The sequence below is a fragment of the Streptomyces sp. F001 genome, assembly GCF_004187715.1.
Lineage (GTDB): Bacteria > Actinomycetota > Actinomycetes > Streptomycetales > Streptomycetaceae > Streptomyces > Streptomyces flavusporus.
In genome coordinates, this window is the sequence record NZ_QZWF01000008.1 from 250,743 (window position 1) to 277,524 (window position 26,782).

The following is a 26,782-nucleotide window of genomic DNA, read 5'->3' on the forward strand; positions in this document are numbered from 1 at the left end:
CCCGCCGCCGGCAACCACCGCGCTCGGCGTTCCCGCTCATCGTCTCTCCCCATGTCGTGGACTCGGCATCAAGACACCAGCCACCCTTCTGCCGTAACAGCCCGCGGATGAGACGTAACGCACACCGGACACAACGGAACGCCGTCCCTTTCCTCGGGCGGCAGTTGGGCATGAGTGCTCAGACGGTCATCAGAGGCCACCGCCGACAGGCCGCAGGGCGGCCTGCTTGAGGCCACCGCCATGGCCGGCGGAGCTGAACGAGCTGGATGAAGGCCGACGGTTCGCCCGGCACGCGAGCCTGCTCACGGATGCTCCGGCACCGCAGCTCAACTCGCCTTCCGTCTACGGCTGTCGGCCTGCGCCCGGTCTCATGTCACTCGGAAAGGTTTGCCGACGTCGCGTCAGTGTGAGAAGCCGTTGTCGTACCGATCAAGGGACTCACTGATCGAACGGATGTCTCGATCGGGTGATCGCTGAGGGTCTCGTGCGTCCGACCGAGCGGAGCGCGATCGCCGGTATCCGTCGGACACGACCCACGCGGAGTGGGCCGAGGTGCATGCGTTGTTGCCCGTGCCGGGATGGCCGGAGGGAAGGGGCGGGCAGCATCGATGGCGTCGACATCGGCGTCACGTTCGACCGGGAGCGCAATCGCTACGAGTTCTCCTGGGGTGAGCACGGTGGAGCCGCCGGAGGGTGAGATGTCCTCCGGCGGCTCCGTGGGCTTTGTCCGCTCCGGATCAGGCGAGGCGGATCACGTTCCAGGACAGCGGCTCCAGTACGGCGCTCAGTCGCCCGTCCTGGACGGTAGTGCCCTCGATCGCGTGCGGGATGACGCGCTCGGGGTCGTCGAGGGTGTTGCGGGCGTCGGGGTCGGCGTCCGCGAGGGCGCTGTGCTCGACGACCCGCGTGAGGTCCAGCCCGTTCAGGGCCACCTCCAGCGGGAGCGACTCGGTGCGGCTGCGGTTGACCGCGAAGACGGTGACCGTGCCGTCCTCGGCGCGTACGGCGGTGGCGTGCAGGAGGTCCGCCTCGCCGTACTTCCGCGTCTCGTACGTCGGGGAGTCGACACGCACGTCCAGCACCTCGCCCCGGCCGTACTTCGAGGCCTGAGCGAACGGGAAGAACGTCGTCTGGCGCCAGGCCGGGCCGCCCGGCTCCGTCATGATCGGGGCGATCACGTTGACGAGCTGCGCGAGGCAGGCGACCGTGACGCGGTCCGCGTGGCGGAGGAGGGCGATGAGGAGGGAGCCGAAGACGACGGCGTCCATGACGCTGTAGTTGTCCTCCAGCAGACGCGGGGCCTCCGGCCAGTCGGCCGGGTCGATGCCCTCGGCGTGCTGCTGCCAGCCGGACATGTACCAGACGTTCCACTCGTCGAAGGAGAGGTTGATCTTCTTCTTCGACTTCAGCCGCGCGCCCACGTGGTCGCAGGTCGCGACGACGTTCTCGATGAAGGACTCCATGTCGACGGCGGAGGCGAGGAAGGAGTCGATGTCGCCGTCGACGGGCTCGTAGTACGCGTGCAGGGAGATGTAGTCGACGAGGTCGTACGTCTCCTTGAGGACCGTCGCCTCCCACTCGGCGAAGGTGGGCATGCCCTGGCCGGAGCTGCCGCAGGCGACGAGTTCCACGTTCGGGTCGATCTGGCGCATCGCGCGGGCCGTTTCCGCTGCGATGCGGCCGTATTCCTCGGCCGTCTTGTGGCCGGTCTGCCAGGGGCCGTCCATCTCGTTGCCGAGGCACCAGAGTTTGATGCCGAAGGGGTCCTTGTCGCCGTGGGAGGCACGGAGGTCGGACAGGGCGGTGCCCTCGGAGTGGTTGGCGTACTCCTGGAGTTCGAGGGCCTCGGCGACGCCTCGGGTGCCGAGGTTGACGGCCATCATGGGCTCAGCCTGGGGGCCGACCTTGCGGAGGAAGTCGATGTACTCGGAGAGGCCGAAGCGGTTGGACTCCGTCGAGTGCCAGGCCAGGTCGAGGCGGCGGGGACGCTCCGCTGCCGGGCCGACGGAGTCCTCCCACTTGTAACCCGAGACGAAGTTGCCGCCGGGGTAGCGGATGGCGGTGACGCCGAGTTCGCGGACGAGGTCGAGGACGTCCGTGCGGAGGCCGTTGGCGTCGGCTGTGGGGTGGTCGGGTTCGAAGATGCCGGTGTAGACGCAGCGGCCGAGGTGTTCGACAAAGGAGCCGAAGAGGCGGGGGTCGACCTTGCCGGTGGTGAAGGCGGGGTCGAGCGTGAAGCGGGCGGTCTTGCTCATGGGGTCCCTTCGGGGGTGGTTCTGGTTTGTTGCCGGGTGCAGGTTTGTCTGTGGCTGGTCGCGCCCACGCGGCGGAGCCGCAAATTGATACAGCCCCGCGCCCCTTAACGGACGTTTGGCCAGCCGTTCTTTTGCCAGTTCAGCTTGTTGAGCCCGAGCTTGGGCGTGCCTTCGTCCTCTGCGTCGTAGTAGTGGTACGCCAGCCAGTGCTGGCCCCTGTCTCGGAACACCGACTGGCCTCCCGTGCCGATGTACCTGCCGTGTCCGGCCAGCAGCAGGTCACCGCCGCCCTCCAGCATCGGCTTCCCCGTGCTGTCCACGTACGGGCCCGTCACCGACGTCGACCTGCCCACCTTGATCTTGTACGTCGAGTTCACGCCCGAACAGCACGCGTCGTACGACGCGAAGAGGTAGTAGAAACGGCCGTGCTTGACGATGTACGGGCCTTCGACGGCGTACGGGGCGTCGGGGCGGGTCGCCAGGTGGTGGACCGGGGCTCCCGGGACCGCCTTGCCCGTTCTCTCGTCCAGCTCGACCATGCGGATGCCCGTCCAGTACGAACCGAAGGACATCCAGAGCTTGCCGTCCGCTCTGATCAGGGCGGGGTCGATGGCGTTCCAGTGGTCGGTCGTCTCGGAGGTGAAGACCTTGCCGTGGTCGGTCCAGGTGCCGGGGAGGCCGGAGCGGGAGGTCGCGACGCCGATCGCGGAGTGGTTGGTGCCCCAGGACGACACGGCGTAGTACAGCCAGTAGCGGCCGTCGCGGTAGGAGATGTCGGGCGCCCACGGATCGCCCGTGTCGTTGTACTCGTACCACCAGTTCGGCGGCTCGGCGAAGACGTTGCCCGAGTCCTCCCAGTGGACGCGGTCCTTGGAGAGGCGGGCGCCGATCACGCCGCCGGTCGAATAGGCGACGTAGCCGCCGGACTTGAGGCGGATGACCGTCGGGTCGTGGATGATCTGCTGGCCGGTGACGGGCTGGGGGGCGGGGTAGGTCACGGCCTCTGCCGTGCTCGGCAGCAGGGCGATGAGCGCCGCGGACAGCAGCGTCACGAGTCTGAAGCGCTTCAACTCACGCTCTCCTCAAGGGGGTCACTGGCCGGCGAGGCCCGTGTGGGCGACGCCCGCCACGATCTGCTGCTGGAAGAAGACGAAGACGACGATCAGGGGCAGGCCCGCCATCAGGCCGCCGGCCATGAGCTGGGCCCACTGGATGCCGTAGGAGTTCATGACGGTCGCGATGCCGTTGGGCATGGTCATCAGGTCGGGGTTGTTGGTGACCATGTACGGCCAGAGGAAGTTGTTCCACGACGCGATGAAGGTGAAGATGCCGACCGCTGCCAGGGAGGGGCGGGCGAGCGGGACGACGATGGTGAAGAAGACCCGCCAGCGGCCCGCCCCGTCGATGAACGCGGCCTCCTCCAGTTCGCGTGGGATGCCCTGGAAGAACTTGTAGAGGATGTAGACCATCGCGGCGGGCGCGCACTGCGGCAGGATCATGCCCCAGTACGTGTCGACCATCCCCATCTGCTGGACCGTGGTGAACAGGGGGACGCCGAGGACCGCCGGGGAGACCATCAGGCCCGCCATGACCACGCCCAGCAGGACACCCTTGCCGCGGAACTCGGTGCGCGCGAACCCGTACCCGGCGAGCGCGCTCACGATCAGCACCACCGTCGTCACACACACCGAGACGACCAGCGAGTTCACGAACCAGTTGGTGATGTTGCCGGTCTCGAAGATCGCCGACCAGGCCTGGCCCGTCCACTCCTTCGGCAGCCAGTGCGGCGGCACCTCGACGGCTTCGGTCTCCGCCTTGAGCGAGGTGAACAGCGCCCACGCGAGCGGGGCGAGGAACACCACGGAGACGGCCACGCCCAGGAGGGTGAGCACGATCTGACTGGGCGTCCAGGACGACCTGCGGGGCTTGACGCGGATTTCTGCGGCGGTGCTCATCGGCCGCCCTCCTCACGGTTGCGCAGCAGCCACATCCGCGCGAGGGCGACGGCCGCGATGATCACGAAGAAGATGATGGAGATCGCTGAGGCATAGCCCACGCGGTAGCTGGTGAAGCCCTCTTCGAGGGTGAACTGGACGAAGGTGCGGGTCGATTCCTCCGGTCCTGGCGAGAAGTCCATCATCACGACGGCCTGGTCGAAGACCTGGAGCGAGGCGAGGATCTGCAGGGCGATCACGAGCCCGGTGATGTTGCGCAGCATCGGCAGGGTGATGTGGATCATGCGGTGCCAGGCGTTCGCGCCGTCCAGTTCGGCGGCCTCGTAGAGGTGGTCGGGGATGCTCTGGAGTGCGGCGAGGTAGAGCAGGAAACTGAAGCCGACCGTCCACCACAGGGTCGTGATGACGATGGCGAGCATCGCGTACGACTTGTCGGTCAGCCAGGGTGTCTCGATGCCGAAGACGTGGTTGATCATGCCCGTGCCCGGGTTGAACAGCCACTGCCACAGGTTGCCCGCGACGGTGGAGGGCAGCAGGAACGGGGCGAAGAAGCACAGCCGCCACAGCCACTTGCCGCGCTCGATGTGGTGGGCGAGCATCGCCAGGAGGAAGGCGAGAACCGTGATGCAGGGCACGACCAGGAGCGTGAAGTACGCGCTGTGGCCGAGGGCGTCCCACATCAGTGGGTCCTGCAGGGCCTCGCGGTAGTTGTCGAGGCCGATGAAACTCGCGCCGTCGCCGGAGATGTTGGCGTCCGTGAAGCTGAGGTAGATGCCGCGCAGCAGCGGCCAGATCACGAAGAGCGTGAACAGGGCGAGGAACGGGGCGACGAACCAGCCGCCGTGCTGGAAGCCCTGCTTGCGGCGGACGGTGGCACTCAGCGCGGCGGTCTTCGCGCGCGCCGGTACGAGGACGGTCTCTGTACTGGCGGTCGTCATGCGACGGCACCTCCCTGCGCGGCGGTCTTGCCGTCCATGGGGTTCTTCATGCCGAGCAGTTCGGTGAGCGCGCCCTTCATCCGGCGGGCGACGGCCTCCGGCTTGGCGGAGCCCATCGTCGAGGAGACGATGATGGGACCGATGCGCTGGGCGAGGATGCCGGTGGAACCCGCGAACCACACCTTCGGCTCGGTGGCCTGGTGGTCCATCGCGGAGACGTACTCGCTCTGCGGGTTCAGCTCTTTGTAGGCGGCCGTGGAAAGGGTCGGCGCGTAGGCGGGGATGTGGCCGCCGGCCGCCCACTGCTGGGCGTGCTGGACGATGTAGGCGGCCAGTCGGTGGGCGCCCTCGTTGGCGGCGCCGCCGCGGTCGGACTGGTGCGGCAGGACGAAGGCGTGCGACTCGGCGTGGGTGGCCTGCCGGCCGAAGACGGGCGGCAGCGGGGTGGCACCGTAGTCGACCTTCGCACTGTCGAAGACCGGCACCGACCAGTTGCCCTCCCAGGCGAAGGGGGCGCCGTTGAGGAACTGTTCGGCGCCGGCGGTGCCCCCGAAGCCCGGGTTGGCGTACCCGTCGGTGATGTGCCGGCGCAGGAACTCCAGGACCTGGGTGGCCTTCTCGGTGTCGAAGGCGACCTCGGTGTTGGCGGCGTTGAACCAGGTGCCGCCGAGCTGGGTGTAGAAGGCGACGAAGAACCACCACTGGAAGTTCTGGTCGTTGTGCCAGAAGCCGATGGTCTGCAGCCCCTTCTTGGTGGCCTTCTTGGCCTCCTTGAGCACGTCGAACCACTCACCGGTCGACGTCACGGGCACGATCCGTCCGTCGTCGTCGAGCAGGCCCGCCTTCTTCAGTACGTCCTTGCGGTAGAAGCAGAGCTGGACGTGGATGTCGAGCGGGAGGGCGTAGAGCTTGCCGTCGATGACGGCGCGCTTCCACAGGTCGGGGTTGAAGTCCGCTTCCCGTACGCCGTACTTGGCGAGCAGGTCGACGTCCCAGGGGTCCAGGAGGCGGCCGGGCGAGAAGCCGGTGACCCGGCCCAGGTGCATGACGCCGAGGTCGGGTGCGCGGTTGCCGGCGGCCGCCATGGCGAGCTTGGTGTAGAAGGGGTTGCCCCACTGGAGGGTGGAGTCCTTCACGTCGATGCCGGGGTTCTCCTTACGGAAGGCGTCCAGCATCGCGATCATGTTGGCGCCGTCGCCGCCACTGAAGAGGTTCCAGTAGCGCACCCGGGTGTCCGCGCCGGAGGCGAGCGCGTCGGCTCCGGTCCCGAGGGCGGCGAAGCCGAAGCTGCCCGCAACCGTCAATCCGCCCGCCGCGGCCAGAAGTTGCCTGCGATTCAGGCCAGGTTGTCCCATACCCTGCCCTTACTGTTCGATATTTCGAAATGCGCTCGTAACTTCGAACGGGACCGTAAAATCGAAGCGCTTGCGCGTCAATGGGTTGGACAGGACTTTCGGTCGGCGCCGGTCGTTTCGGGGTGGACTACGGTCGCCGCATCACATGACGCGGACAGTTCCGAGCGCGTAACCTCGGACAAGCTGCCGAACGGCGGTGAGAAGGGGGTCCGATGGGCATCGCGGGCGCGCCGACGCTGGATCCCGCCGCGTTCGTCGGCGAGCTGTACGGCTCCTTCATCTGGATCCCGACGGCGATCCTGGTCGCCGCTCTCGCCATCAAGCTGCCGACCATCATCCGGCTCTGGAAGGACCCACTGCTGCGCGCGGTCGGCGGGCTGCTGCTGCTCGCCTGCTGTGTGTTCGTGTTCGTGGCACCGGCCACGATCGCCTGGGTCAACCGGATCACGGGCGTCCCCAACATCTCCGCGCCCTGGGTGTACTCGCTGCTCACCGCGTTCTGCGGATCCTGTCTGCTGCTGATCATCGCCTGGCGCAACGGCCTGTCCGACCGGTCGGTCTCGACGCGCCGCGCCATGCGGTGGGTCATCACCCTGTACTCGGGCGTGATCGTCGCGCTGTGGGTGCTGTTCGCCCTCGCGGACGCCCCGGTGGAACGGGTACGGGACCTGGACACGTACTACGCCAACACGCCGTTCATGCGCGAGATGACGGTGCTCTATCTGGTCGCGCACTGTGTCGCCGTCCTGATCACCTCCAAGCTGATCTGGAACTGGGTCCGCACCGACGGACTCGACGCCTGGCTGCGCTGGGGTCTGATCTTCCTCGGGGCCGGCTATGCGATGAACCTGATGTTCGACGCGGCCAAGTTCACCGCCGTGGCGGCCCGTTGGAGCGGGCACGACCTCGACTGGCTCAACACCGGTGTCGCACCGCCGATCGCCTGTCTGTCCGCCATCCTGATCGCGGTCGGCTTCATCCTGCCGCACAGCGGCCAGTATCTGCACGACCGCTGGCGGGTCCGGCTCGCCCACCATGAACTGCGGCCCCTGTACCTGCTGATGCGCTCCGTGAACGGCCCCGGCGTGCCCTTCGTGCTGCACTCCACCCAGGAACTGCGCCTGATCCGCCGGGAGACGTTCATCCGCGACGTGCTGCTGCCGCTGGCCCAGCACATCGAAGCGGACCAGCAGCGCAGGGCGTACGACGCGGCGCTCGCCCTCGGCCTCGACCCTGCCCCGGCGAAGGCCTACGCCGCCGCCGTGACGATCCAGGACGCCGTCGACGCCAGACGGCGCTCCCCGGACACCACCGGCACCGGCGACCAGGACACCACGGATCTGCTCCAGGAGATCTACGCCGTGTCCCGCGCCCTGCGCCGCCCCGACGTCCTCGCCGCGGTACGCGCCCGCACGGCCACCCCCGCACGGAGCGTGCCCGTCCATGAGTGACCCCACCGCCCTCGAGACGCCGAACGACGAGACAACCCCGGGGAAGAATGGTGCGTAGGAAGAAGGAGATGCGCCGGCTCGCCGACGCCCTCATCGCCCAGATCCGGGTTCCCGTCCCGGCCGACCCCGAGGCTCTGCTGGCCGCACTCGTCGCATCCGTCAGTGAGTGGCGGGGCCGCGAAGTCGTCCTGCACCGGGAGGTCTTCCCGCCCCACACCGCCAGCGGGCTGTGGCTGAACCGTGAGACGCGGGACGACATCGTCGTCGACAAGCGGGCCGCCGTATGGCACCAGATCGTGATCTTCTGTCACGAGGTGTGGCACATGAGCCGGGAGCAGTCGGAGACGTCGCATGCCACCGCCGCTGACGGGCCCGCCGCGCTGCGGACCGACTTCTGCCTCGCCGACGAGCAGGAGGCCGACCGGTTCGGCATGCTGATGGGCCAGCGGCTGCGCGCCCTGATAGAAACACCGCCGGACCCCGCTCCCCCTGCCGACGGCGGCGCCGACCCGCAGGGGCTGGCCGGCCGGATAGGAGCCGCACTCAACTACCGCGGGAACCGCAGATGAGCGGCCTCGTCAACTACATCAGCTGCGGTGTGCTGTGGCTCGGCCTGGCGGTGAAGGCGCCGGACCTGATCCGCCACCGGCAGGACCCCTACCTGCGCGCGATCTGCGCGGTCCTGGGCCTGGCCGGCCTGTGCTTCTTCCTCGGGGCACCGCCCACCGTGGGGGCGATCAACCACGTCAGCGGCATCCCCAACCTCGCCGCGCCGATGACGTACGCGGCGATCACCGCGTACAGCGCCGCCTCCCAGGTGCTGATCGTGTGCTGGCGGGGCGGGCCGCAGGTTGCGGTGACCGCGCGCCGCTGGATTTTCGCCTATGCGCTCGTCGTCATCGGCATCGCCGTGTCGTTCGCCCTGGGTGACGCCCCCGTGGAGCGCCGCACCGACCTGGACACCTACTACGCGACGACGCCGTTCATCGCCGAGATGATCGTGCTGTACCTGGTCGGACACCTCACCGCCGTCAGCGTCACCACGGTTTCCTCGCTGCGCTGGGCCCGCCAGGTGCACGGCTGGCTGCGGGCCGGCCTGGTCACCCTGGGCGTGGGCACGCTGTGCGCGTCGGGGTACAGCCTGTCCAAGCTGACCGCCGTCATCGGCCGCTGGTTCGGGCAGGACTGGACCGCACTCGACACCAACGTCTCCCTCGCGGCGGCCGGCCTGGGCGCGTTCGTCGTCTCCGCCGGCATCCTGATCCCGCTGGCCGGGCCCCGGCTGACGCGGTGGCTGCTGTCCTGGCGGACGTATACGCGCCTTGCCCCGCTGGAGCGCGAACTGGACGACGTCCTCACCCGCCGCTCGCTGCGGCTGGCCCGGCCGCGCTGGGCCTCCCCCACCACCCGGCTCATGTGGCGCCAGACCAGCATCCACAACGCGCTGAGCTACCTGGACGCGTTCTACGACCGGGTCCTGTACGACCGTACGCTCGACGCCGAACTGCGGGCGACGGGCGACCCGGAGCGGGCCGAGGCCACCGCGTGGGCCTCGGTCATCGCCGCGGCCACCCGGGAGGAACGTGACAGCGTCGCCGTATCAGCGGACGAGGCGGACCGGCTGCCGGTCGAGGTGCCCGGCCCGGCAGCCCTCGTGCCCATCGCCGAGGCACTGGCGGGTTCCCCGGCCGTCGCCGCCGCCCGGCTCAGCAGCAGAGCGACCACGAGGGGGCGGGCATGAGCCTCGTCGTGTATCTGGCGGCCGGCCTGCTGGGGCTGTCCTTCGCCGTGCTGTTCCGGCGGCCGCGCCCCGCCGTACGCAACCCGCTGACCGTGTCCACGTGCGTGGCCATCGCACTCGGCGCGCTCGTCTTCGTCTGCTCGGCACCGCTGACCCTGGGCGCCGTCAACGACCTGACCGGCATCACGAACTTCGGTGCACCGCTGACGTACGGACTGCTCTCCGCGTACAGCTGCTCCCTGGTCATCCTGCTGATCCACTGGCGGGGCGGCTCCCGCGAGCGGATCCGGCGCATGGTCGCCCGCAGTGTCACCGCCTACGCCGCGCTGATCGTCGCCATCGTCGTGATGTTCGTGCTCGCCGACGCGGACACCGAGCGGTTGTCCGACCTCGACACGTACTACGCCAACACGCCGTTCATGCGCGAGATGACGGTGCTCTACCTGGTCGGGCACAGCGTCGCGACCGTGGTGATGTGCGCGCTGTGCCTGAAGTGGATGCGCGAGGTCACCGGGCTGCTCAGGACCGGCCTGCAGCTGATCATGGCCAGCGCGGCGCTGGACGTGCTGGGGTTCCAGCTGACCAAGTACACGGCCGTGGTGGCGCGTTGGGCGGGCGGGGACCTCGACTTCCTGTCCACGTCCGTCGCCCCGCCGATGGCCTCGCTCGCCGCGCTGGTCTGTTCCGCGGGCTTCGTGCTGCCGAGGCTGCTGCCGCCGGCCGTCGCCCACTGGCGCTGTCTGGGCGACTACCGCAAGCTCGGCCCGCTGTGGTCGCGGGTGCGGTTCGTGTCCACCGCGCCGAAGTCGCCCAGCAGTTGGTGGCAACTGCCTCGGGAGCGGCTGCACTGGCGGGAGGTGTCCATCCACGACGCGCTGCTGGCACTGGCCCCCTACTTCGACGACCGGGTGCGTGAGCGGGCCCGGGACGCCACCCTGCGGGAGAACCGCTGCGCGCACGAGGCCCGCGTGGTCGCGGAGGCCGCGATGGTCGACGACGCCGCGCGCCGTGCCGCCGCCGGCGAGCAGCCCCTCGACCGGCCGAGCACTTATCGGCTCTACGCCACCGAAGTCTCCGACACGAGCGGGCTGGTGGAGCTGGCGCAGGTCCTGACGCGCTCGCCGGTGGTCGCCATGCGTGAAGGTACGGTGAGCACCTCGCATGGCTTGAACCATGGCTGAATCCAAGGAGTCCCATGTCGCGTAGAGCTGTTGTCATCGGTGCCGGCCTGGCCGGCATGCTGGCCGCGGCGGCATTGTCCACCGTCGTGGACGAGGTGATCGTGCTGGAACGCGACGACCTGCCCGAGGGCCCGGAACACCGCAAGGGACTCCCGCAGGGGCGCCACGCCCACCTCCTGATGGCCGGGGGTATGGCCGCCATGGAGGAGCTGGTGCCGGGCACCCGGCTGCGCAAGGACCTGCTCGCCGCGGGCGCCCACGAGATATCCCTCGGCCGGGGCATGGTGGCCCTCACGCCCGAGGGCTGGCTCCGGCGCTGGCGGCACGAGGGGCCCCAGATGATCACGTGCACGCGGGCGCTGCTGGACTGGACGGTGCGTGAAGCGGTCGTCGCCGGGACCCCGGTCGAGATCCGCAAGGGGCAGGTCCTCGAACTCATCGGCAGCGACAGGCGTGTTCACGGTGTCCGTGTGTCAACACCCGACGGTGACACGGACCTTGACGCCGCCCTCGTCGTCGAGGCGAGCGGACGGGGGACGCGTGTCATCAAGTGGCTGGAGCTGCTGGGCATTTCCGGCATCCGGGAGACATCCGTCGACTCCGGTCTCGTCAACGCCACCCGCATCTACCGCACGCCGCCGGGCGCCGAGGGGTTCCCGCTCACGATGGTGCAGGCCGACCCCTACGCGTCCCGGCCGGGCCGCAGCGGGATGGTCCTGCCCATCGAGGGCGACCGCTGGATGGTCAGCCTCGCCGGCACCCGGGGTGGCGAGCCGCCCGCCGACCCCGACGGCTTCCTCCAGTACACCCTCGACCTGCCCGACCCCGTCGTGGGCCGGCTGATCTCCGGCGCCGAACCACTCACCGACGTCCGCATCGGGCGCAGCACCAGCAATGTCCGGCGGTATCTGGAGAAGGCCCGGCAGTGGCCCGAGGGCTTCGTCGTTCTCGGTGACGCGGTGGCCGCCTTCAACCCGGCCTACGGGCAGGGCATGTCAGTGGCCGCGCTCGGCGCCCAGCTCCTCGCCCGCGAGCTACGGCGCGACGGCCCGGCCGCACCCGGACTGGCCCGCCGCGTGCAGCGCGCTGCCGCCGGGACGGTTGACGCGGCGTGGACCCTGGCCGTCAGCCAGGACGTCTGGTACCCGGGAACACGCGGCGGCCGCCCCGGCACCGCGGACCGGCTGGCCGCCGGGTACACCCGCCGGCTGACAAGAGCGGCCACCGGCTCCTACGCGGCGGCCTCCGCCCTGTGGGACGTGACCAGCCTGGCCGCCGGCCCGACCCGCCTCTTCCGCCCGAACGCCCTCCTGGCCGCCCTCACGGGTCCGCCTCTGCCCGCTCCTGCGGGACCGCCGCTGACGGCGAAGGAGCGGGAGGTTCTGCGGGGGTTGGATCGGACGGGGCGGTAGGCGGGTCCCCGACCGGACGGGGGTGGGTCGCGCAGGCCGGCGTTGGCGGGTGCCTCCCCCAGAGGGGGGAGGCACGACTGCCCGCGGCTGGCGCTAACCCGTGAACGCCGGTTGCTGCAGTCCCTTTCCCGCTCCCGGTATCACCAGCAGCGATCCGGCCACCGGGTGCGGGGCGTCCAGCCCCACTCGGGCGGTCGTGATGTAGAGGTCGGACAGGTCGGGTCCGCCGAAGGCGCACGCAGTGACCCGCGAGGTGGGAAGGGTGATCACCCGGTCCAGCTCGCCCCTCGGGGTGTAGCGGCGGACCGCCCCGCCGTCCCACAGCGCCACCCACACGCAGCCGTCGGCGTCGACGGTGAGGCCGTCGGGGAAACCGGCACCCTCCTCGATCTCGGCAAAGGGGCGCCGGCCGAAGACGCGTCCGCTCTCGAAGTCGAAGACGTCGACGCGGCGGGTCGGTGAGTCGATGTAGTACATCAACCGTCCGTCGGGGCTCCACCCCGTGCCGTTGCTCACGGCCACGTCGTCGAGGACGACGTCCACCGAGCCGTCACCGGTGATCCGGGACAGGGTGCCGCCGCCGGGAGCCTCGTCGTAGCGCATCGTGCCCGCCCACAGGGTGCCGTCGGGGGCGACGGCGGCGTCGTTGGCGCGGCGGCCGGGGACGGGGTCGCGGTGGAGCCAGCGGAAGGAGCCGTCCGGGTCGAGGAGGCCGACTCCGTCGCGGAGGTTGAGGACCAGGCCGCCGTTGGTGCGGGGCTTGGCCGCGCCGACGTGCTGCGGGGTCGAGCGGGCCGTCCGGACGCCCGAGGAGGGGTCGTAGGTGTTCAGCCGGGAGCCGAGGATGTCGATCCAGATCAGGCGTCCGGTCGCCGGGTCCCACGTCGGGCCCTCGCCGAGCGTCGCCTCTGCGTGTACCGCCACCTCGTACGTCATGCCACGCTCCGGTGGCCGAGGCGTTCGGAGAGCTCCGCGGCGCCCTTGACAGCGAGCTGCTCCAGTTCGGCGCGGCGCTCGTCGCTCCAGCGGATCATGGGCACGGAGATGGACAGCGCGGCCACCACCTTGCCGGTGCGGTCGCGCACCGGGGCGGCCACGCAGCTGACGTCCGGGTTGGACTCGCGGCTCTCCACGGCGATCTGCCGCTGCCGGATCCCGGCGAGGGCCTCGCGCAGGGCGGCCGGGTCGGTGATGCTGTTCGGCGTCATCGCGACCAGGTCGGCGTCGTCCGGGATGCGTGCGGTCAGCTCCGGCTCGGGCAGCGAGGCGAGCAGCATCTTGCCGACGGACGTGCAGTGGGCGGGGAGGCGACGTCCCGCCGCCGACACCATGCGCACCGCGTGGGTGGAGTCGACCTTGGCGATGTAGATGACGTCGGTGCCCTCGAGGATGGCCACGTGCACGGTCTCGTCGCACGTCTCGGCGACGGACCGGGCGACCTGCTGACCCTCGGCTGCGAGGTCGAGCTGTTCGGCGTAGCGGCTGCCGAGCTGGTACGGGCGTACGCCCAGTCGGTAGCGGCCCGGCTGGCCGGGCACCTGGACGATGTACGACCTGGCGGCGAGGGTGGTGACCAGTTCGTGCACGGTGGTGCGCGGAAGCTGTAGCTTGCGCACGATGTCGGGGGCGGAGAGTGTGCCGTCCCCGTCGAGGAAGAGCTCCAGGATGTCGAGAGCCCGGGTCACGGCAGGTACGAGGCGTCCCACGACCGGCCCCCTCCCTTGTTTCTGAGACTTGCGTCTGCGGCTGCGTTCGAAATTTCAACTGTCGATCGGAATGGCGAACACAGGCTACTCATGGAGTGTTTGCCTGGGCAATGGGCCTGCAGCGGCCGGATGGACAGGTGGTCGCGCGCTCAGGGGTCGCGCAGATGCCCGAATGCCGCGCGCAGCAGCTCGTCCGCCAGGGCCGGCGTGCGCTCCTCCTCCGGCAGGGCGGTGTACGCGAAGAGGGCGGAGCGCATCGCGCCGACGGCGGCCCGGGCCAGTACGGCCGCCCGCAGCGGCGTGGCCGCGTCGGGGTCGTGCTCGGCGAGCCGCTCCCGCAGGGCCTCTGCGAGACCGTCCTCGAACTGGCTGAGCACCGGCAGGAACTGGCGTACCGGCTGACCCGGGAAGCGCTGCGGCGGCCCGCTGAACATCAGGCCGGGGCCGCCGTCGGCGATGAGGTCGAGGGCGGCGCCCAGGACGGCGGCGTAGGGGTCCTCGTCGGCGGGGCGGGCGGCCACCTGGGCCTGCACGACCGGGATGAGGTCCAGGACCTCGTCGAGGACCAGGTCCTCCTTGGAGGGGAAGTAGCGGAAGAAGGTCCGCTCGGTGACCCCGGCGGCCGCCGCGATGTCCCGCACGGTGGTCTGCGCATATCCGCGTTCCTCGAACATGCGGTGGGCGGCCTCCTGGAGGGCCTTGCGCGTTGCCGCCTTGTGCGCCTCGCGACGCCCACGCGGCGCCGCGGAGGGGGTGTCGAGGGTTGCCATGTGAGGAGTATCGCAGGCGGAAAACCGACGGTACAGAATCTGTCAGTCATGACACCTTCGCTATGCTGTCAGTCATGACACTTTTTCGGAGGGGGCATGTGTTCCGCGGGCGGGTGTCCCGCAGAGCCCGCCTGATCACCCTGGGCGTGACCGGCGCGGTGCTGGCCGCCGGGGGTGTCGCGGAGGCGGTGGCACGTCACCAGGCGGCCGACCGGCTCGCGGACCGCATGGAGCGCCGGCTGCACACCGGGCTGGACGTGGGCTTCGGACCGACGCCGGTGATGCTGCAACTGGCCCGCGGGTCCTTCTCCCACGTGGAGGTCTCCGGTGAGGGCGCGACGTTCCGCCGGTTCTCCGGAGTCGACCTGCACGCCGAACTGGCCGATGTGGTCCGCACCGGCGACGGACTGTCGGTGGCCGACACCCGGGTGAGCGCCGAGCTGACGGACGCCGCACTCGCCGACGCCGTCGCCACGATGACCGGGGGCGCACTGGGCGCCGCGGCGGTGACCACCGATCCGGAAAGCGGCGAACTGGTCGTGCAGGCCGGGCCGGCCGGGCGGATCTCCATCGGTTTCCGGCCGGTCCTCGAGAAGGAGGGCATCCGGTTCGAACGCACCACGGTGCGCATCGGCGAGCGCATCGTTCCCGACGCCCTCGCCGGCCAGCTGCTCGGGGACACCCCGCAGGAGCTGGACCTGTCCGGACTGCCCCTCGACCTGGAGCCGGAGCGGCTCGCCGTCACCGCCGACGGACTGCGCCTGGAACTGACGGGAGGCAGCACGACCGTGAAGGCCTGACCCGCTCCGCCCGACCGACGCCCCGGCCCACCGACACCCGTCCGTCTTCGGACCCCCCCACCGCACAAGCCACTACTGCACGAGGAGCATCTCCGTGGCGACATGGCTCTATCGGCTCGGTCTCGGCGCCTACCGCCGACGGCGGCTCGTCCTGGCGGCCTGGCTGGCCGTACTGGCGGGCGCCGTCTGCGCGCTGGTCGTCGTGGGCGGCAAGCTCGACAACGAGTTCACCATTCCCGGCTCCGAATCCCAGCAGGCGCAGGACACGATGGCCGAGGACTTCCCGGCGGCCGCGGGCACCAGCGCCCAGATCGTGTTCACCGCGCCCGACGGCGCGAAGGTCACCGATCCGCAGGCCGCCCAGGGCATCCAGCGGACGCTGACCGCCGCGCAGGACGCCCCGCAGGTCGCCGCCGTGATCCCGCCCGACAAGGCCGGCACCGTGACCCCCGACGGGCGCACCGCGCTCGCCCAGGTCAACTACGACGTCAGCCGCTCCGACCTGGACGACGGCACGCTCGACTCGCTGGAGGAGACCACCCGGGCCGCCGAGGAGGCGGGGCTGGAGGTCTCCGTCGGCGGTCAGGCGTACGGCAACGGCGTGCTCACCCCGAGCGTCCTCGAACTGCTCGGGGTGGTGGTCGCGTTGGCCGTGCTCGCCATCACCTTCGGCTCGCTGCTCGCCGCCGGGATGCCGCTGCTGACCGCCTTCGTCGGCGTCGGCACCGGGCTCGCCGGGCTGCTGGCGGTGTCCTCGGGGGTGACGGTGTCGTCGACTGCGCTGAGCCTCGCGCTGATGCTCGGTCTTGCGGTGGGCATCGACTACGCGCTCTTCGTGCTGTCCCGGCACCGGACGCAGCTGGCCCAGGGAATGGAGCCGCGCGAGTCGGCGGGACGGGCGGTCGGTACGGCGGGCAGTGCGGTGGTCTTCGCCGGGACGACGGTCGTCATCGCGCTGGTCGGGCTGATCGTGGTGCGTATCCCGTTCCTGACGGTCATGGGTCTGAGTGCGGCGGCGACGGTGCTCATCGCCGTGCTGGTCGCGGTGACGCTGCTGCCGGCGCTGTTCGGCCTCGCGGGGGCACGGCTCGCGCCCCGGCCGGGGTCACGGGCCGCGCGGCGGGCGGCTGTTGCCGCGGCGGAGGTTCCCGCGGGGGGTACGGAAAAAGCCACGGAGGAGGCCGCAGCAAAGGCTTCCGTCATGGGGCAGCGCTGGGCCCGGCTCGTCACCCGGCGCCCCCTGCTCGTCGTCGTCGGCACCGTCGCCGCCCTGGTGACCCTGGCGCTGCCCGCCGCCGATCTGCGGCTGGCGCTGCCCGACAACGGCACGGCGGCGCACGGGACGTCGCAGCGCGAGACGTACGACACCGTCGACGAGGCGTTCGGTCCCGGCTTCAACGGGCCGCTGCTGGTGCTCGCCGAGGCGGACACCCAGGGGCAGGCCGGGCAGCAGCAGGCGGCCGCGGTGGCCGGACGGCTGCAGGAGCTGCCGGGCGTGGTCAAGGTCGGTCAGCCGCAGTACGCGCCGGAGTCCGGGCGGGCGGTGATCCAGGTCGTACCGGAGGGCGGACCGCAGGACGAGTCCACGCAGGACCTGGTGGATGCCATCCGCGGCGACGCGTCCGTCATCGAGCGGGAGACCGGCGCCGCCGTGTCCGTCACCGGCACCACGGCGATCGGCATCGACGTCTCCGACCGGCTGAGCGCGTCACTGCTGCCGTTCGCGGCCGTCGTCGTCGGGCTCTGTCTGATTCTTCTGCTGCTGGTCTTCCGCTCGCTGGTCGTGCCGGTCAAGGCGACCGTCGGGTTCCTGCTGTCGGTGGCGGCGTCCTTCGGTGCGGTCGTGGCGGTGTTCCAGTGGGGCTGGCTCGCCGACGCGCTGGGGGTGGCCCGGACCGGACCCGTCGTCAGCTTCCTGCCGATCGTGCTGATGGCCGTGCTCTTCGGGCTGGCGATGGACTACGAGGTCTTCCTGGTGTCCAGCATGCGCGAGGAGTGGGTGCGCACCGGCCGGGCCAGGGACGCGGTGATCGACGGGGCAGGGCACGCCTCGCGGGTGGTGACGGCGGCGGCGCTCATCATGTTCTTCGTCTTCGCCAGCTTCGTGACGACGGAGGACGCCATCGTCAAACCCATCGCGTTCTCCCTGGCGTTCGGTGTGCTGGTGGACGCCTTCGTCGTACGGATGACCCTGGTGCCGGCGGTGCTGGCGATGGTGGGACGCGGCGCCTGGTGGCTGCCGCGCGGGCTGGACCGGCTGCTGCCCGACCTGGACATCGAGGGCGCCCGGCTGCACGAGCCGGCCCGGGCGGAACCCGCACGGCCGCTGACCGAAATCAACGCAAGTTCTGGCTGAATTACCTCCGGCTCGATTCCGGACACCGATACCCAACAGAAAAACACAGCGCCGGCCTGCCTATCGGGTTCACCGAGAGGCAGGCTGGCGTTTTTCAGCCGCTAATTGTTACTGACGAGGAAATTAACCGCGGAATATTTGATTCCGCCGGAAGTCCTGTGTTTGACTGAGGGCATCGAATCGACATCCGGTTCGAGCGGGGGAGAGCAGACCACTCTTTCTTTCATCTTCCGTGCGCCGTTTCGGCGTATCTCCATATGGACGGTCTGACCTGCGCAAAGGCGCCCGGGTCGGATTCCATCAGCACGCACGATTCCCTCTCTCCCGCCGTCGGCCCGACGCGGCCGTTTCCGCTGCCCAAAAGCAAAGGGATCACGCATGCACCTCGAAGAGAAAATCGCCCCTGCCCGCCGGGGGCTGCGCGCCGCCGCACGCCCCGTCATCACCGGCTCCTCGCATTCCTTTCCGGGCACCCGGAGCAGCCAGGACGACCTGTGGCAGGAATTTTTCCTGGGCCACTACGACGGTTTTCCGCTGGCCCGCCGGATATTCGAGAATTCCGGAATCAGCTCCCGCTCCACGGCCGTGGACCCGCGCGCCGAGAAGGAAGTGTCCGGCTGGAGCACCGGACAGCGCATGGAGCGCTACATCGAGGAGGCCGTGCCCCTCGGCAAGCGCACCGTCGCCGACGCCCTTCAGTCCGCGGGCCTGGCCCCGTCGGACGTGGGCCTGCTGGCCGTGGCCTCCTGTACCGGCTACACCACGCCCGGCCTCGACCTGAGGCTCGCGGACGAGCTGGGCATGTCCAGCAAGGTCCAGCGGCTGTTCATCGGCCACATGGGCTGCTACGCGGCCGTCCCGTCGCTGGGCGCCGTCTCCGACTTCGTCGCCTCGCGCGGCCGGCCGGCGGTGCTGCTGTGTCTGGAGCTGACCTCGCTGCACGTCCAGCCGCCCACCCGGGACATCGAACAGATCGTGGCGCACGCGCTGTTCGCCGACGCCGCCGCGGCCGTCGTCCTCGAGCCCGACGCCGACAGCGGCTACGAGGTCATCGACGTGGTCGCGGTCACCGACCACAGCACCGCCGACCACATGAGCTGGCAGATCACCGACCTCGGCTTCAAGATGGGCCTCTCGCCGAAGGTCCCCGACGTGCTCGCCCAGCACGTCGGCGAGGTGGTCCGCGACCAGCTGCTCGCCCCGCACGGGCTCACGCCCGAGGAGGTCACCGGCTGGGCCGTGCACCCGGGTGGCAAGCGCATCCTCGAGGTCGTCGGCGAGCGCCTCGAGCTGCCCGCCGGCGCGCTGGACGCCTCGTACGGCGTCCTCGACGAGTGCGGCAACTGCTCCTCGCCCACCGTCCTCATGGTCCTTGAGCGACTGCCCCGCACCGACGGCCCGGTGGTCGCCATGGCCTTCGGCCCCGGCCTCACGCTGTACGCGGCCCTGCTGCGCCGGTCCTGACACCGGCCGGGCCCGCCCACGGCCCCACACCGTCGGCCCGCCCGAAGCACCTTCCAGCACGACCCCACGGACACCGCCCAAGGACGCACGGAAGGAACAGCTGCGCCATGCCCAACCCGACCTCACCGGGCCAGGTCTTCGTCACCGGCACCGGCCGCTGCGGCTCGACTCTGGTCTCCGAGCTGCTGCGCGAGCACCCGCAGGTCCTCAGCCTGTCGGAGCTCTTCAACCACCTCACGGACATGTACCGGATCACCGCCCGGGTCTTCCCCGAAGGCCCCCTCACGGCGGCGGAGTTCTGGGACGTCCTGTCCTCCCGCAACACCGTCAACCGACTGCTGACCGCCCACGGACTGGCCCCCAGGGAAGTCCTCTACAAGCCCTCGCCCACCAGCCGCTTCCAGGCCGACACCGGCATCCCGGCCGTCCTGCTGACCACCCTCCCCCACCTCACCGACACCCCCGACGAGCTGTACGGCGAACTCGAAGCGGCCGTCGCCGAGTTCCCGGACGCCGGTGTCGGCGAGCACTACCACCGCCTGTTCGCCTGGCTGTGCGCCCGCTTCGGCAAGACCCTGTGGGCCGAGCGCAGCGGCGGCTCGCTGATCCTCGCCGGGCAGTTCCGCGAGCACTTCCCCGACGCCCGCTATCTGCACATCGTGCGCGACGGCCGGGACACCGCGCTGTCCATGAGCCGCCACACCGGCTTCCGTATGGCCGCGGTGGTGATGGCGCTGCATCTCACCCTCGGCCACGACCCGTACGCCGAGGAGCAGTCCGCCGGCACCGAACGCGATCTCGGATTCGTACCGGACGAGCTGCTGCCGTTCCTGCCGGATCGTTTCGACGCCGACGCCGTGCGCGACTACCGGCTCCCGGTGTCGCTGTTCGGCACGTACTGGGCGGACGAGATGAAGCGCGGCATGGAGGCGATGTCCGCGCTGCCGCAGGAGAACGTGCTGCACATCTGGTACGAGGACCTGCTGGCCGCGCCCGAGGAGTCCCTGCACCGCATCGGTGAGTTCCTCGGCGCGGACTTCGTGGACACCGACTGGGAGCGCCGGTGCGCGGCCAAGGTGGGCGCGCCCTCGTCGTCCTGGCGGGACCTGCCCGACGCCGAGCGCGAGGAGCTGGAGCAGGCGTGCGCCGCCGGGTTCTCCGTGCTCGCCGCGCACGGTGTCGTCCCGATGGCCGGTACGGCGGCAAGGAGCAGCGCATGAGGACCCCGCTGACCAAGGGCGCCACGGTGTGGCTGACCGGGCTGCCCAGCTCCGGCAAGACGACGCTGGCACAGGCGCTGGCCAGCCGCCTCACCCGGGAGGGGCACCGGGTCGAGGTGCTCGACGGTGACGAGATACGTACGTTCCTCAGCGCCGGCCTCGGCTTCACCCGCGAGGACCGGGACACCAACGTGCAGCGCATCGGCCTGGTCGCCGAGGTGCTGGCCCGCAACGGCATCCTGGTGCTGGTCCCGGTCATCGCGCCGTACGCCGACAGCCGCGAGGCGGTCCGCAAACGGCACGAGGCGAGCGGCACCCCGTATCTGGAGGTGCATGTCGCAACCCCGCTCCAGGTGTGCGCCGTACGCGATGTGAAGGGCCTGTACGCGCAGGCCCGCGCCGGGCGGCTGTCCGGGCTGACCGGCATCGACGACCCGTACGAGCCGCCGCAGTCACCGGACGCGAAGGTGGAGACCCAACTGCAGTCCGTCGGCGAGTCGGTGGACACCCTGCACACGCTGATGGCGGAACGGGGGCTGCTGTGACGGCCGTGGCCGCCCGCCTCGGGCACACCGACGTCCTGGAGTCGGAGGCGGCGTACATCTTCCGCGAGGTGGCCGGCGAGTTCGAGAAGCCGGTGCTGCTGTTCTCCGGCGGCAAGGACTCCGTCGTCATGCTGCATCTGGCGCTGAAGGCGTTCGCGCCGGCGCCGCTGCCGTTCGCGCTGCTGCATGTGGACACCGGGCACAACTTCCCGGAGGTGCTCGCCTACCGGGACCGTGTGGTGGCCGCACATGGGCTCACCCTCCATGTGGCGTCCGTACAGGACTACATCGACCGGGGTGTGCTGCGCGAACGTCCCGACGGCACCCGCAATCCGCTGCAGACGCTGCCGCTGCTGGAGGCGATCAGCGGCGGCGGGTTCGACGCGGTGTTCGGCGGCGGGCGGCGCGACGAGGAGAAGGCCCGCGCCAAGGAGCGGGTGTTCTCGCTGCGCGACGAGTTCGGTACGTGGGACCCGCGCCGGCAGCGGCCCGAGCTGTGGCAGCTGTACAACGGCCGCCATCTGCCCGGCGAGCATGTGCGGGTCTTCCCGTTGTCCAACTGGACCGAGCTGGACGTGTGGCAGTACATCGGCCGCGAGGGCATCGAGCTGCCGTCCATCTACTTCGCGCACGAACGGGAGGTGTTCCTGCGCTCCGGCATGTGGCTGGCGCCGGGCGACTGGGGCGGCCCGAAGGACGGCGAGCCGGTGGAGAAGCGCCGGGTGCGCTACCGCACCGTCGGCGACATGTCCTGCACCGGCGCCGTGCTGTCCGAGGCGTCCGACGTCGACGAGGTGATCGTCGAGATCACCGCCTCCCGGCTCACCGAGCGCGGCGCCACCCGCGCCGACGACCGGCTGTCGGAGGCGGCGATGGAGGACCGCAAACGCGAGGGGTACTTCTGACATGACCGCCGACGCGGCAGCTCTAGGCCACCCCCCGCTTTTCACCGCCGCCCTGATGATGCGCGGCATCTTCCAGGAAGCCAGGTTCCGGCTGACCGCCGGGACCGGCGCACAGGAGGGACACGTGAATCCCAAGCCCACCGCCCAGCCCCTCGAGGCGCCCGCGGCCGAGGCGGACCTGCTCCGCTGGGCCACCGCCGGCTCGGTGGACGACGGCAAGTCCACCCTCGTAGGACGACTGCTGCACGACTCCAAGTCCGTCCTCGCCGACCAGCTGGAGGCCGTCGCCCGCGCGTCCTCCGGCGAGGGCCCCGACCTGGCCCTGCTCACCGACGGGCTGCGCGCCGAGCGCGAGCAGGGCATCACCATCGACGTCGCCTACCGCTACTTCGCCACCCCCAGGCGCCGGTTCATCCTCGCCGACACCCCGGGGCATGTGCAGTACACCCGCAACATGGTCACCGGCGCGTCCACGGCCACGCTGACGGTGATCCTCGTCGACGCCCGCAAGGGCGTGGTCGAGCAGACCCGGCGGCACGCGGCCGTGGCGGCGCTGCTGCGGGTGCCGCAGGTGGTCCTCGCCGTCAACAAGATGGACCTCGTCGGCTACGAGCAGTCCGTGTTCGCGGACATCGCCGGGGAGTTCACCCGGCTCGCGACCGGCCTCGGCATTCCCGAGGTCACCGCGATCCCGATCTCCGCGCTCGCCGGTGACAACGTCGTCGAGCCGTCCACGCGCATGGACTGGTACGGCGGGCCGACCGTCCTCGCGCACCTGGAGAGCGTCCCCGTCGCGGACGAGGTCACCGACGGACCCGCCCGCTTCCCGGTCCAGTACGTCATCCGCTCCGGTGACGTCCGCCTCTACGCGGGTCAGGTCGCCGCCGGTGCGCTGCGGGTCGGCGACCGGGTCACCGTGCTGCCGTCGGGGCGGACCACCACCGTCACCGGCATCGACGTGCTGGGCGCGCGGGCTGAGCTGGTCCGCTCGCCGCAGTCCGGCGCGCTGCGGCTCGCCGACGACCTGGACGTCTCCAGAGGCGACCTGATCGTCCCGGCGGCGGCCCTGCCGACGGTGTCCCGGGACGTCGAGGCGGCCGTGTGCCATCTGCACGAACGCCCGCTCAGGCCCGGGGACCACGTGCTGCTGAAGCACACCACGCGCACCGTGCGCGCGGTGGTCCGCCGGATCCCGGGCCCGGGGCGGCTCGACCTGAACGAGATCGGCCAGGTCGCGCTGCGCACCGCCGAGCGGCTGGCGTTCGACCAGTACGAGGACAGCCGGCGCACCGGCTCCTTCGTGCTGATCGACCCGGCCGACGGTGCCACGCTGACCGCGGGCATGGTCGGCGCGACCGCTCCGGGGACCCCCGATGCGCCTGTCTGAGCGCAGCCCGGCGTTCCACCGCTCCCGGCGTCCGCTCCGCGCGGCCCTCGCGCTGCTCCTGCTGCTGTTCCTGGCGGCGGGCTGCGGCTACGGGTCCCGGGCGCCGGGGGCGGCGGCCGCGCCGGCCGTCGGCACGGGCCCGCCGCTGTCGGCGGACGAGGTCTCCATCGGCTACTTCGCCAACGTCACGCACGCCACGCCGCTGGCCGGGGTGCAGAAGGGCTACTTCACCCGCGAGCTGGGCGGTACCCGGCTGCGCACGCAGGTCTTCAACGGCGGCCCGTCGGCGCTGGAGGCGCTCAACGCGGGCGCCGTGGACATCGCGTGGATGGGACCGTCGCCGGCCGTCAACGGCTTCCTGCGGTCCGAGGGCCGCGGCCTGAGGATCGTCTCGGGTGCCGCCTCGGGCGGGGTCGCGCTGGTCGTCGACGGCGACGCGAAGGTACGCGGCACCGACATCCGCGGGCTCAGGATCGCGACGCCGGAGGCGGGCAACACCCAGGACGTCGCGCTGCTGCACTGGATCGGCGAGCAGGGCTGGGAGGTGGATCCGCGCACCGGGCGCGGTGACGTCACGGTGGTGCGGCAGTCGTCCAAGGAGATCCCGACCAGCTTCCGGCGGGGCGCGATCGACGGGGCGTGGGTGCCGGAGCCGGTGGCCGCGCAACTGGTCGCCGCCGGCGGGCGGGTGCTCGTCGACGAGTCGGACCTGTGGGACGGCGGCACGTTCGTCACCGCACTGGTGGTGGTGTCCCCGTCGTTCCTCGCGGACCATCCGGACGTCGTCGATGCCGTGCTGCGCGGCTCGGTACGCACCAACGCCTGGCTGAAGAGCCATCCGGCCGAGGGCAAGACGGCCGTCAACAGCGCCATAGAGGCGCTGACCGGCCGGCCACTGGAGCGCGGGGTCCTCGACGCGGCCTGGCGGCATGTGAGCCTCACCGACGATCCACTCGCCGCGACCCTCGCCGAGGAGGCCGACCGGGCCGACCGGCTCGGGCTCCTGCACGGCGCTGGGGGTACCCCCTCTGGGGGAGGCACGCAGGGCGGCGGCGCGGAGGCTGCCCTGCGGGGGATCTTCGATCTGCGCCCGCTCAACCGGGTCCTTGCCCAGCAGGGCGAGCCGGCCGTGGACGACGCCGGCCTCGGCGTCGCCGGGCGCGGCACCTGACCCCCGACACCGACCGGACTTTCTGGGCAGCACTGCCCGTACTGCAAAGGATTTGATCACATGTCAGAAACGGTGCTGCGGGCCGGCGCACCGGTCCGCCCGGTCGCCCTGGCCGAGGTGGAGCAACCGGCCGTACGGCTCACCCATGTCTCCAAGTGGTTCGACACCGCGGGACGGCGCCAGACGGTCCTGGACGACATCAGCCTGACCGTCGGCCGCGGCGAGTTCGTGTGCGTGCTCGGCGCTTCGGGCTGCGGCAAGTCCACGCTGCTGAACCTGGTGGCGGGCCTGGACCGGCCGTCCACGGGCGCCATCGAGGTCACCGGGGGCCGACGGCCCGCCCTGATGTTCCAGGACCACGCCCTGTTCCCCTGGCTCACCGCCGGCCGGAACATCGAACTCGCCCTGCGACTGCGCGGAGTGCCCCGGCGCGAGCGGCCCGAGGAGGCCCGCCGGCTCCTCGAGCTGGTCCGGCTGAAGGACGCGTACGGCAAGCGGATCCACGAGCTGTCCGGCGGTATGCGCCAGCGCGTCGCCCTGGCCCGTGCCCTCGCCCAGGAGGGCGACGTGCTGCTGATGGACGAGCCGTTCGCCGCGCTCGACGCCATCACCCGGGACGTGCTCCACGAGGAGCTCACCCGTATCTGGTCCGAGAACAAGCTCTCCGTCGTCTTCGTCACCCACAACGTCCGCGAGGCGGTCCGGCTCGGCGAGCGGGTCGTGCTGCTGTCCTCCCGCCCCGGCCGGATCGCCCGCGAGTGGACCGACTCCGACCTCCCGGAGGCCGCACTGACGGCCCGGGTCACCGACGCACTGCGGGAGGAGATACGTCGCCATGGCCGCCGGTGAGACGGTCGCGACCAGGAAGGGCGTACGCGAAGTCCGTGACAGCGCGGACGTCGAGGCCGGCCTCGACGCGCTGGACAGCGCACCCGTAGGCCCCGCCCGGACACCCCTGCGCCAGATCCTGCGCGAGCGCGTACTGCCACCCGTGGCCGCCGTCGTCCTCGTCCTGCTCGCCTGGCAGGCCGCCTACGAGGCCGAGCTCAAGCCGGACTACCTGCTGCCGTCGCCGGCCGACGTGTGGCGGGCGCTGTCCGACCAGTGGTACGAGGGCACCCTGTTCTCCACGGTGTGGACGAGCATGCAGCGCGGCGCCCTCGGGTTCGCCGCGGCCGTGGTCATCGGGACCGGGCTGGGGCTGCTGCTCGGCGCGGTGCGGTCGCTCCGGGTCGGGATCGGGCCGGTGCTGTCGGGGCTTCAGTCGCTGCCGTCGGTGGCGTGGGTGCCGGCGGCGGTCGTGTGGTTCGGGCTCACCGACGCCACCATCTACGCGGTGATCCTGCTGGGCGCCGTACCGTCCATCGCGAACGGGCTGCTGGCGGGGGTCGACCAGGTGCCGCCGCTGTACCTGCGGGCGGGACGGGTCCTGGGCGCGACCGGGCCCGCCCGGGTCCGGCACGTGCTGCTGCCGGCCGCGCTGCCCGGCTATCTGGCCGGGCTCAAGCAGGGGTGGGCGTTCTCCTGGCGGTCCCTGATGGCGGCTGAACTCATCGCCAGTTCCCCGGAGTTGGGGCTGGGGTTGGGCCAGCTGCTGGAGAACGCACGCTCCTACCAGGACATGGCGCTGGTGCTCGCCACCATCGGGGAGATCCTGGTGGTCGGTATCGCCGTGGATCTGCTGTTGTTCGCGCCGCTGGAGCGGCGGGTGTTGCGCGCGGGGTTGGCGGGGGTGCGAGGCTGAGCGTTGGGGGGTGCGGGGTGCCTGCGGCGGCCTGCGCCGGTTCGGTGGGGCTTGCGCAGCGCCTACGGGTGGTGGGTGGGGCGGGGCGGCGCCGGGGGTGTCCGTCCTCGGTCTGCCGAACCCGTTTCTTACGGGGGGCCGTTCGTTCGCGGCAGCCGCTGGGCGGACACCCCCCGGCACGTCCCTTCCCGCCGTACGCGACTGCGGCTCCACGGTGGCGCGCCGCACGGTCGCGGCAGTCGTGCCGTTCCGCATCGGTGCTGTACTGAGTACGTGAGCCTGACCGAAGGGTCGTTACCGTCCTGGCTGTTGCGGCTGGCGGCGTCCTCTGTGCGTGGCCGGAACCGGTGTGTTCGGCGATACGTTGGGGGCGCGGAGCGGCTGCTCGGGGTGGGGCCGTGGGTGGGCCGTGGAGGTGGCCCAGGG

23 protein-coding genes are annotated in these 26,782 nt (G+C 70.9%); 15 read left to right on the forward strand and 8 right to left on the reverse strand.

The features are described 5' to 3' along the window. Positions 1-737 precede the first annotated feature (737 nt). From StrepF001_RS27565 to StrepF001_RS27585, 5 genes are all read right to left on the reverse strand, one after another. Entirely contained in the window at positions 738-2,255 is a 1,518-nt protein-coding gene (locus tag StrepF001_RS27565) for an alpha-N-arabinofuranosidase (RefSeq protein WP_129800919.1), read from the reverse strand. Positions 2,256-2,359: 104 nt separating this feature from the next. Next, a complete protein-coding gene (locus StrepF001_RS27570; RefSeq protein WP_129800920.1) occupies positions 2,360-3,325 on the reverse strand; it encodes an arabinan endo-1,5-alpha-L-arabinosidase in 966 nt (321 codons plus the stop codon). 21 nt (positions 3,326-3,346) lie between these two features. Further along, complete coding sequence (locus tag StrepF001_RS27575; protein ID WP_129800921.1) at positions 3,347-4,210, reverse strand: carbohydrate ABC transporter permease; 864 nt, start codon at positions 4,208-4,210, stop codon at positions 3,347-3,349. Continuing rightward, complete coding sequence (locus tag StrepF001_RS27580) at positions 4,207-5,148, reverse strand: sugar ABC transporter permease (RefSeq protein ID WP_129800922.1); 942 nt, start codon at positions 5,146-5,148, stop codon at positions 4,207-4,209. The genes StrepF001_RS27575 and StrepF001_RS27580 overlap by 4 nt, the downstream gene beginning before the upstream one ends. Beyond that, positions 5,145-6,503 carry an extracellular solute-binding protein gene (locus StrepF001_RS27585; RefSeq protein WP_129800923.1) on the reverse strand — a complete coding sequence of 453 codons (1,359 nt, stop codon included), beginning with the start codon at positions 6,501-6,503 and terminating at the stop codon, positions 5,145-5,147. Before StrepF001_RS27585 ends, StrepF001_RS27580 begins: the two co-directional genes overlap by 4 nt. A gap of 212 nt (positions 6,504-6,715) precedes the next feature. On the opposite strand from StrepF001_RS27585, the gene StrepF001_RS27590 reads away from it, so the two are divergent. From StrepF001_RS27590 to StrepF001_RS27610, 5 genes are all read left to right on the forward strand, one after another. After that, positions 6,716-7,954 carry a DUF6545 domain-containing protein gene (locus StrepF001_RS27590; protein ID WP_129800924.1) on the forward strand — a complete coding sequence of 413 codons (1,239 nt, stop codon included), beginning with the start codon at positions 6,716-6,718 and terminating at the stop codon, positions 7,952-7,954. A 68-nt stretch (positions 7,955-8,022) separates the two neighbouring features. Further along, positions 8,023-8,523 carry a toxin gene (locus StrepF001_RS27595; RefSeq protein ID WP_240797699.1) on the forward strand — a complete coding sequence of 167 codons (501 nt, stop codon included), beginning with the start codon at positions 8,023-8,025 and terminating at the stop codon, positions 8,521-8,523. After that, entirely contained in the window at positions 8,520-9,695 is a 1,176-nt protein-coding gene (locus StrepF001_RS27600; protein ID WP_129800925.1) for an MAB_1171c family putative transporter, read from the forward strand. Before StrepF001_RS27595 ends, StrepF001_RS27600 begins: the two co-directional genes overlap by 4 nt. Further along, a complete protein-coding gene (locus StrepF001_RS27605; RefSeq protein WP_129800926.1) occupies positions 9,692-10,876 on the forward strand; it encodes an MAB_1171c family putative transporter in 1,185 nt (394 codons plus the stop codon). The genes StrepF001_RS27600 and StrepF001_RS27605 overlap by 4 nt, the downstream gene beginning before the upstream one ends. A 14-nt stretch (positions 10,877-10,890) precedes the next feature. Beyond that, entirely contained in the window at positions 10,891-12,288 is a 1,398-nt protein-coding gene (locus StrepF001_RS27610; RefSeq protein WP_129800927.1) for an FAD-dependent monooxygenase, read from the forward strand. A gap of 93 nt (positions 12,289-12,381) precedes the next feature. On the opposite strand, the gene StrepF001_RS27615 is transcribed toward StrepF001_RS27610, so the two are convergent. From StrepF001_RS27615 to StrepF001_RS27625, 3 genes are all read right to left on the reverse strand, one after another. Beyond that, positions 12,382-13,224 carry an SMP-30/gluconolactonase/LRE family protein gene (locus tag StrepF001_RS27615; protein ID WP_129800928.1) on the reverse strand — a complete coding sequence of 281 codons (843 nt, stop codon included), beginning with the start codon at positions 13,222-13,224 and terminating at the stop codon, positions 12,382-12,384. Then, on the reverse strand, positions 13,221-13,994 hold the full coding sequence (locus StrepF001_RS27620) for an IclR family transcriptional regulator (RefSeq protein ID WP_129800929.1): 774 nt from the start codon (positions 13,992-13,994) through the stop codon (positions 13,221-13,223). Before StrepF001_RS27620 ends, StrepF001_RS27615 begins: the two co-directional genes overlap by 4 nt. Before the next feature lie 149 nt (positions 13,995-14,143). Continuing rightward, positions 14,144-14,764, reverse strand: a complete 621-nt coding sequence (locus StrepF001_RS27625) for a TetR family transcriptional regulator (protein ID WP_129800930.1) — start codon at positions 14,762-14,764, stop codon at positions 14,144-14,146. Between the two features lie 74 nt (positions 14,765-14,838). On the opposite strand from StrepF001_RS27625, the gene StrepF001_RS27630 reads away from it, so the two are divergent. From StrepF001_RS27630 to StrepF001_RS27675, 10 genes are all read left to right on the forward strand, one after another. Next, entirely contained in the window at positions 14,839-15,564 is a 726-nt protein-coding gene (locus StrepF001_RS27630; protein ID WP_165396384.1) for a DUF2993 domain-containing protein, read from the forward strand. A 94-nt stretch (positions 15,565-15,658) separates the two neighbouring features. Continuing rightward, positions 15,659-17,920 carry an MMPL family transporter gene (locus StrepF001_RS27635; RefSeq protein WP_129800932.1) on the forward strand — a complete coding sequence of 754 codons (2,262 nt, stop codon included), beginning with the start codon at positions 15,659-15,661 and terminating at the stop codon, positions 17,918-17,920. 378 nt (positions 17,921-18,298) lie between these two features. Next, the gene (locus tag StrepF001_RS27640; protein ID WP_129800933.1) at positions 18,299-19,384 is read left to right on the forward strand and encodes a 3-oxoacyl-[acyl-carrier-protein] synthase III C-terminal domain-containing protein; all 1,086 of its coding nucleotides are present in this window, start codon (positions 18,299-18,301) and stop codon (positions 19,382-19,384) included. Between the two features lie 107 nt (positions 19,385-19,491). Next, entirely contained in the window at positions 19,492-20,604 is a 1,113-nt protein-coding gene (locus StrepF001_RS27645; RefSeq protein WP_129800934.1) for a sulfotransferase, read from the forward strand. Further along, positions 20,601-21,149 carry an adenylyl-sulfate kinase gene (gene cysC / locus StrepF001_RS27650; protein WP_129800935.1) on the forward strand — a complete coding sequence of 183 codons (549 nt, stop codon included), beginning with the start codon at positions 20,601-20,603 and terminating at the stop codon, positions 21,147-21,149. Before StrepF001_RS27645 ends, cysC begins: the two co-directional genes overlap by 4 nt. Continuing rightward, positions 21,146-22,054 (forward strand): sulfate adenylyltransferase subunit CysD, encoded by a 909-nt coding sequence (gene cysD, locus StrepF001_RS27655; protein WP_129800936.1) that lies wholly within the window; start codon positions 21,146-21,148, stop codon positions 22,052-22,054. The genes cysC and cysD overlap by 4 nt, the downstream gene beginning before the upstream one ends. Before the next feature lies 1 nt (position 22,055). After that, complete coding sequence (locus StrepF001_RS27660) at positions 22,056-23,441, forward strand: GTP-binding protein (RefSeq protein ID WP_240797700.1); 1,386 nt, start codon at positions 22,056-22,058, stop codon at positions 23,439-23,441. Beyond that, on the forward strand, positions 23,428-24,612 hold the full coding sequence (locus tag StrepF001_RS27665) for an ABC transporter substrate-binding protein (RefSeq protein WP_129800937.1): 1,185 nt from the start codon (positions 23,428-23,430) through the stop codon (positions 24,610-24,612). Before StrepF001_RS27660 ends, StrepF001_RS27665 begins: the two co-directional genes overlap by 14 nt. Positions 24,613-24,672: 60 nt before the next feature. Beyond that, the gene (locus StrepF001_RS27670; protein WP_129800938.1) at positions 24,673-25,461 is read left to right on the forward strand and encodes an ABC transporter ATP-binding protein; all 789 of its coding nucleotides are present in this window, start codon (positions 24,673-24,675) and stop codon (positions 25,459-25,461) included. Further along, entirely contained in the window at positions 25,448-26,356 is a 909-nt protein-coding gene (locus tag StrepF001_RS27675) for an ABC transporter permease (RefSeq protein WP_129800939.1), read from the forward strand. Before StrepF001_RS27670 ends, StrepF001_RS27675 begins: the two co-directional genes overlap by 14 nt. Positions 26,357-26,782 lie beyond the last annotated feature (426 nt).

What these genes read in the sequence shown, in the direction of transcription:
- StrepF001_RS27615 (WP_129800928.1), bottom strand. Translation starts at nt 13,224, where the DNA reads ATGACGTACGAGGTGGCGGTACACGCAGAGGCGACGCTCGGCGAGGGC.
- StrepF001_RS27600 (WP_129800925.1), top strand. Translation starts at nt 8,520, where the DNA reads ATGAGCGGCCTCGTCAACTACATCAGCTGCGGTGTGCTGTGGCTCGGC.
- StrepF001_RS27660 (WP_240797700.1), top strand. Translation starts at nt 22,056, where the DNA reads ATGACCGCCGACGCGGCAGCTCTAGGCCACCCCCCGCTTTTCACCGCC.
- StrepF001_RS27610 (WP_129800927.1), top strand. Translation starts at nt 10,891, where the DNA reads ATGTCGCGTAGAGCTGTTGTCATCGGTGCCGGCCTGGCCGGCATGCTG.
- StrepF001_RS27605 (WP_129800926.1), top strand. Translation starts at nt 9,692, where the DNA reads ATGAGCCTCGTCGTGTATCTGGCGGCCGGCCTGCTGGGGCTGTCCTTC.
- StrepF001_RS27580 (WP_129800922.1), bottom strand. Translation starts at nt 5,148, where the DNA reads ATGACGACCGCCAGTACAGAGACCGTCCTCGTACCGGCGCGCGCGAAG.
- StrepF001_RS27590 (WP_129800924.1), top strand. Translation starts at nt 6,716, where the DNA reads ATGGGCATCGCGGGCGCGCCGACGCTGGATCCCGCCGCGTTCGTCGGC.
- cysC (WP_129800935.1), top strand. Translation starts at nt 20,601, where the DNA reads ATGAGGACCCCGCTGACCAAGGGCGCCACGGTGTGGCTGACCGGGCTG.
- StrepF001_RS27625 (WP_129800930.1), bottom strand. Translation starts at nt 14,764, where the DNA reads ATGGCAACCCTCGACACCCCCTCCGCGGCGCCGCGTGGGCGTCGCGAG.
- StrepF001_RS27585 (WP_129800923.1), bottom strand. Translation starts at nt 6,503, where the DNA reads ATGGGACAACCTGGCCTGAATCGCAGGCAACTTCTGGCCGCGGCGGGC.
- StrepF001_RS27645 (WP_129800934.1), top strand. Translation starts at nt 19,492, where the DNA reads ATGCCCAACCCGACCTCACCGGGCCAGGTCTTCGTCACCGGCACCGGC.
- StrepF001_RS27575 (WP_129800921.1), bottom strand. Translation starts at nt 4,210, where the DNA reads ATGAGCACCGCCGCAGAAATCCGCGTCAAGCCCCGCAGGTCGTCCTGG.
- StrepF001_RS27675 (WP_129800939.1), top strand. Translation starts at nt 25,448, where the DNA reads ATGGCCGCCGGTGAGACGGTCGCGACCAGGAAGGGCGTACGCGAAGTC.
- StrepF001_RS27595 (WP_240797699.1), top strand. Translation starts at nt 8,023, where the DNA reads ATGCGCCGGCTCGCCGACGCCCTCATCGCCCAGATCCGGGTTCCCGTC.
- StrepF001_RS27670 (WP_129800938.1), top strand. Translation starts at nt 24,673, where the DNA reads ATGTCAGAAACGGTGCTGCGGGCCGGCGCACCGGTCCGCCCGGTCGCC.
- StrepF001_RS27565 (WP_129800919.1), bottom strand. Translation starts at nt 2,255, where the DNA reads ATGAGCAAGACCGCCCGCTTCACGCTCGACCCCGCCTTCACCACCGGC.
- StrepF001_RS27640 (WP_129800933.1), top strand. Translation starts at nt 18,299, where the DNA reads ATGCACCTCGAAGAGAAAATCGCCCCTGCCCGCCGGGGGCTGCGCGCC.
- StrepF001_RS27630 (WP_165396384.1), top strand. Translation starts at nt 14,839, where the DNA reads ATGACACTTTTTCGGAGGGGGCATGTGTTCCGCGGGCGGGTGTCCCGC.
- StrepF001_RS27665 (WP_129800937.1), top strand. Translation starts at nt 23,428, where the DNA reads ATGCGCCTGTCTGAGCGCAGCCCGGCGTTCCACCGCTCCCGGCGTCCG.